Source organism: uncultured Dialister sp. (assembly GCF_900541605.1).
Lineage (GTDB): Bacteria > Bacillota > Negativicutes > Veillonellales > Dialisteraceae > Dialister.
Genome location: NZ_UQKJ01000118.1, coordinates 1 through 5,625 on the forward strand (window position 1 = coordinate 1; position 5,625 = coordinate 5,625).

Below are 5,625 nucleotides of genomic sequence, written 5' to 3' on the forward strand. Positions count from 1 at the left end.
CCGCTTCAACGAGCGCAGCGACGTTGAAGCCACCACCCGGTTGGCGAGCGAAGCGGTGCCCGACCCACAACCCTTATGCCCCATTCACCCCGTTTGGGCTGCTCGCCAACTGCAGCCCCCCAACAGCTCGCAATACTGAAATTGGCAGTAACTGCATCATTTTACCAAAAGAGAAAAGGGACAGATTTCTCTGTCCCCTTTCCCCGGATCGTGTTACAACCTGAACGGTTGTTATATTGGTCACTGTTTCTTCTTGCCGCCCAGATATGCCGCCATGACATCCGGGTTGTTTGCCACTTCCTGCGCCGGTCCTTCCATGACGATTTTCCCTGTCTCCATGACATAGGCATAATCGGCAATCTGGAGAGCTTTACGCGCATTCTGTTCTACAAGAAGAACAGTAGTACCCATTTTGTTGATATCCCTGATAACATCAAAGATCTGCTGCACCACCAGGGGAGCAAGCCCCATGGATGGTTCATCGAGAAGCATGACTTCCGGCTTTGCCATGACTGCACGGCCAATGGCCAGCATCTGCTGTTCGCCGCCGGAAAGGGTGCCGCCGAACTGGTTCTGCCTTTCGAAAAGTCTGGGAAACCGTTCGAAAACCTTCGCCAGGTCTTCTTTGATTCCTTCCGGATCCTTTCTCTGATAAGCACCCATTTCAAGATTTTCACGGACCGACATGTTCTGGAGGATCTGACGGCCTTCCGGAACAAGAACGACCCCTTTTCTTACGATATTATGGGGTTTCAGTCCCACAATGGACTCCCCTTTGAACAGGACATCCCCGGCCACGGGCTTCATGATGCCCATGATGGTTTTCATGGTGGTCGATTTACCGGCACCGTTCGCACCGATAAGGGTAACGATTTTGCCTTCCGGAACGGAAAGGTTGATGCCTTTCAGGGCTTTAATGTTGCCATAAGCGGCTTCTACGTTTTTCAGTTCAAGCAGCATCAGTCTTCCTCCTTCCCAAGGTAAGCTTCGATAACCTGCGGGTTGTTCTGTACTTCTTCCGGTACCCCTTCTGCCAGTTTCTTACCGAAATTGACAACCATGACATGGTCGCAGAGGGACATGACAAGGTGCATATCGTGTTCAATCAGGATAATGGTGGTACCGTACTTTTCACGGATATTATGGATGAGCTCGGTGAGGGCCGCGGTTTCGCTGTCGTTCATGCCGGCTGCCGGTTCATCGAGAAGAATCAGCTTCGGCTGGGTCGCCAGGGCCCTGGCAATTTCCAGTTTTCTCTGTTTGCCGTAAGGAAGCTCCGTAGCCAGGCGGTCTGCATCCTTTTCCAGGCCAACGAACTTCAGGAGTTCCATAGCTTCCTCTCTTGCTTCCCTTTCTTCCTTTTTCTGGGAAGAAGTGCGGAGGAAGCTGGCGAGAAGCCCCGATTTCAAGCGGTCATGATGGCCGACGAGAATATTTTCTACCACCGTCATACCGGAGAACAGACGGATATTCTGGAATGTACGGGCAATGCCCATGTTGATGATCTGGTACGGTTTCTTCCCTTCGATAGACTGGCCGTCAAAGAGGATATCTCCTTCGGTCACCTGGTACACACCGGTAATCAGGTTGAAAATGGTGGTCTTGCCGGCACCGTTCGGTCCGATGACCCCGAAGATTTCTCCCTTTTCCACGGAGAAGGACATATTGGAAACAGCGGTGAGGCCGCCGAACTGTTTCACCACGTTTTTCATTTCGAGAAGCATTACTGGTTTCCTCCTTCCGCAGGAGCTTTCTGCTTTTTGCTGAATTTACGGGAAATCCATTTCATAGCATCGTAGGAGAGAATGCCATCCGGACGGAATGCCATAAGTGCTACCAACATAAGGCCATAGATCATATCTCTGTATTCAGCCATGGCACGAAGAGATTCCGGAATGATGGTAAGCACTGCCGCACCGAGGATAGAGCCCCAAAGTACGTTGCTGCCGCCGAATACGGTGTAAACCAGAATGTCCACCACTTTGCCCCAGGAGAAATCGGTGGGGCTGATGAAGAAGGTGGCATGGGCATAAAGAGCACCTGCCATACCGGCAAAGAAAGCACTGAAGAGGAATGCGGTCATCTTATAGGCTACCACGTTGATACCGGTGAGGGATGCAGCGTATTCATCGGCTTTGATAGCCGCCCAGGCACGGCCGATGCGGGAATGTTCGAGGCGGTACCAGAAGAAGACAATGGCTGCCACGATGATGAGAAGTACAATGTTCATAACCAGCTGGCCACCGGTCTGGGAATCAATTTCCAAAGCGTCCAAAAGGCCAATGTCACTGGCATAGTCAGCAAGGACGCTGGCCATGGAAGGAATGCCGGAGAAGCCCAGTGCACCGTGGGTGATATCCAGGTTCAATGCAATGACCCGGACCACTTCGCCAAAGCCCATGGTGGCAATGGCCAGATACAGACCTTTGAGTCGAATGGTCGGAATACCGATAATTAATGCAATCAGTGTGGCAAAGAGCCCACCAAGGATAATGCCCACAGGCATAGGCACGCCGTAGGAAGTAGTCACAATAGCGGATGTGTAAGCCCCGAGACTCATGAAACCTGCATTGCCCAGGGAAAGAATACCAGTGCACACGGTCATATACACCGTGAGAGCCAGGATAATATTAATGCATACAAAGGTGAAAACCTGCAGGAAGTAGCCATTTAACAGTTCGTCCATTACGGTCTGCCTCCTTTCCCAGCCTTGGAGAACAAGCCTTCAGGGCGAATAAAGAGAATCAGGATGATAATGCCGAATGCTACAGCATCACGGTAGGTGGAGGATCCGTAGGCCACGGCAAATACTTCCGCAATGCCCAGGATGAAGCCGCCGGCCATGGCGCCTTCCACGTTGCCCAGGCCCCCCATGATGAGGACTGCCAGACCCTTGAGGCCCATGGATGTACCCATGGTCGGTTCGATGGCGTTGAAAGACAGGCCGATGAGCACGCCGGCAGCAGCGCCCAGGGCGGAAGCCAGCATAACGGTGAATGTGATGATACGGCTTGTATTGATACCGAGGAGTCCTGCGGTTTCTGCATTTTCAGAGGTAGCTCTTACGGCTTTGCCGATTTTCGTCTTGTTCAGCATGACCGTGAGGAGAGCCATGAGAACGACAGCGGTGCCCAGGGAAATAATCTGGATACCGGAAATTTTAAAGATGCCGAAGTCCATGAGACCATTCCCGAAGGTAGCCGGGAAAGAACGGGTCTGCGGGCCCCACACCATAAGTGCCACACTTTCGAGGAATGTGGACACGCCGATGGTACTGATGAGTGGTGCCAGATGGGTAACTTTGCGGCGGCGGAGCGGACGGAGTGCAAAGATTTCCAGTCCATACCCTAAAACCGCACCGCCAATCATGGCGCCGATGAGTGCCGGGAAAATTCCGAATCCCGCTTCCGTTACGAGGAGCAGGCCGATGTAAGCGCCGATCATGAAGATGCCGCCATGTGCCATGTTGACGATGTTCAATACGCCGAATACCAGCGTATAGCCGATGGCAATGACCGCATAGGCGCTTCCCAGCGTTAAACCGTTGACAAGCTGTTGAAAAAACACGATCTTCAATCCCCTTTCCAAAATGTGAAGGCCCTTGCCTTCATTTCTACCTGAAAGAACAAATGGTATTAAAAACGCCCCTGCTGCAATCTGGCGTCATTGCAGCAGGGGCGAAATGGATTCGCGGTACCACCCTGTATTTATCACTCATAGAACGGAGAGTACACCGGAAGGCCCATAAGAAAAGCCCCTATTTCCTTTCGGAAATAGGGGCGACATGCGCGGTACCACCCTACATTATACTCTGGTGTTCATCAATCCGTAACGTGGATAGGCGCCTTCGTTTACTACGTTCAACGGAGGGGCTCACAGGTGATAGTCAATAATGGAATGTACCGGCTTGCACCATCCGCCGGCTCTCTATGCCATGGACCAATATATCCCTTGTCCCGATCATCGCTTTTTATTGCCCGTAACGCAGGCTGCGTCAGAAGCTACTTGATTCACTCCCAAAACTCCCGGGTGAGCTTGCATCCTCTTCCGTACCGGCTTACACCTGCCGCCGGCTCTCTGAAACTTTCTGCCGGATGCTTATCCCGATCCTTGCCATTCGTTCTTTCGTTATGGTTGATATTATACAGCCTCCATGAAAAAAGTCAATAGAAAGTTGGAAATAATTTTGTAAATATGTGGATGGCTGACTCTTTCCTCATACGTATGGCTGGGGCTAAGGGTGGTAGGGCAGGCAACGCTTTGCTGGCCCGACCAGGTTGTGGCTGCAGACCAAGGCTGACACCTTGTCGCACAGGGCATGAGGTAAATTCGCCGCCTTCAGCTGCTATTCAACCTTATGCCCCCGCTTTTTGCAGGGCAGCCGCCTTACAAAAAGCCACAACCCGGTGAACGAGCGCAGCGATGTTCACCCACCACCCTTAGCCCCATTCACAGGATTGGCCGTCCCATCACAACAATATTACCTCAGCTCCCCAGCTGGTTCTCACCGAAATCCAGCAGTGTCTCATTGATCTCATATATATCATAAATTCCATGCTCCATGTACCATCGGACGATCATATCCATTTCCCTGCTCCGGGACAGGCTGTAACCGGCACTTTCCAGCAGCTCTTCCGTCTCCTCCACGTCCAGGTGGAGGGCCACGGCCAGGGCAAGAATGGTCTTCTTCTTCGGCGTATAGTCCACCCGGGTGCGGATTTTGGAAAAGAGGCGGCGGTCAATATTGGCTTCCTTATACACCTCAGCGTCCGTCTTCCCCTCCGCGTCGATGTAGTGAAAAAGGACCTTTTGAAAGGGGTCTTCCAGCTGGAGCGCAAATCCCTTCGCCGGCCCCCTGACCGGTGGTGCGCCCATAGGCTCCGGCGCCATATCGGCCAGCATCAGTGACGCCTCTTCCTTCATCCCGGCGCCGCAGTTCCACTCCAGGAATGACCGGATAGCCTCGGTGATCCTGGTCCTTTTCTTCTGGCCGAAAAGAACGAGAGTCACTTTCATATCCCTTTTCGCCAGGAAATCAAAGATTGCTTTTTTGGCAACAGCTTCTGCCACTGCCTTCGGACACCCGTAAATACCGCTGGAAATGAGGGGAAAAGCAATGCTTTTGGCCTTTAATTTCTCTGCCAGGAAAAGACTCTCCTCATAACAGCGGTAAAGAAGTTCCTTTTCCCCCTCTTTCCCCTTCCACACCGGGCCCGCCGTGTGGATGACATACCGGGCAGGAAGGTCAAAGGCCGGAGTCGCCACAGCTTCCCCGGTCTGAATGGGCGAAAGCTTCCGGCAGGCCTCTTCCATTTTCTCCCTGCCCGCTTTCTCAAAAATAGCCCCGCATACACCGCCGCCCCTGCGGAGGGACGTATTGGCTGCATTCACGATGACGTCGGCCTTTATGGTGGTTATGTCTTTGTGGGATAGGTAAAATGGCATAGTCCCACCTCCTTGATTCTATTATACCTGAGATGAAAGGGAATATGGCTAATCGAGTAAATGGGGCTAAGGGTTATGAGTCAGGCGTCGCTTCGCCAGCCCGACCGGTGCGCAGCGAACTGCATTCGTAGGGAGCCGCGTCTGCGAACTATACCTAATAATACCCATGCCAGCCTGATG

At 52.5% G+C, this 5,625-nt stretch carries 5 protein-coding genes and 1 other annotated feature; all 5 genes read right to left on the reverse strand.

Going from position 1 to position 5,625, the window contains the following annotated elements:
• Positions 1-240 precede the first annotated feature (240 nt).
• The gene (locus QZR21_RS07685) at positions 241-957 is read right to left on the reverse strand and encodes an ABC transporter ATP-binding protein (RefSeq protein WP_296098530.1); all 717 of its coding nucleotides are present in this window, start codon (positions 955-957) and stop codon (positions 241-243) included.
• Positions 958-959: 2 nt separating this feature from the next.
• Positions 960-1,724: an ABC transporter ATP-binding protein gene (locus QZR21_RS07690; protein ID WP_296098527.1), complete on the reverse strand. Its 765-nt coding sequence runs from the start codon at positions 1,722-1,724 to the stop codon at positions 960-962.
• Positions 1,724-2,686, reverse strand: coding sequence for a branched-chain amino acid ABC transporter permease (locus QZR21_RS07695; protein WP_296098524.1), 963 nt, complete (start codon positions 2,684-2,686; stop codon positions 1,724-1,726). Before QZR21_RS07695 ends, QZR21_RS07690 begins: the two co-directional genes overlap by 1 nt.
• Positions 2,686-3,567, reverse strand: coding sequence for a branched-chain amino acid ABC transporter permease (locus QZR21_RS07700; protein WP_296098522.1), 882 nt, complete (start codon positions 3,565-3,567; stop codon positions 2,686-2,688). The genes QZR21_RS07695 and QZR21_RS07700 overlap by 1 nt, the downstream gene beginning before the upstream one ends.
• A gap of 103 nt (positions 3,568-3,670) precedes the next feature.
• Positions 3,671-4,120, reverse strand: a binding site (T-box leader).
• 365 nt (positions 4,121-4,485) lie between these two features.
• Entirely contained in the window at positions 4,486-5,445 is a 960-nt protein-coding gene (locus QZR21_RS07705; RefSeq protein WP_296974743.1) for a macro domain-containing protein, read from the reverse strand.
• Positions 5,446-5,625 lie beyond the last annotated feature (180 nt).

What these genes read in the sequence shown, in the direction of transcription:
- QZR21_RS07690 (WP_296098527.1), bottom strand. Translation starts at nt 1,724, where the DNA reads ATGCTTCTCGAAATGAAAAACGTGGTGAAACAGTTCGGCGGCCTCACC.
- QZR21_RS07695 (WP_296098524.1), bottom strand. Translation starts at nt 2,686, where the DNA reads ATGGACGAACTGTTAAATGGCTACTTCCTGCAGGTTTTCACCTTTGTA.
- QZR21_RS07705 (WP_296974743.1), bottom strand. Translation starts at nt 5,445, where the DNA reads ATGCCATTTTACCTATCCCACAAAGACATAACCACCATAAAGGCCGAC.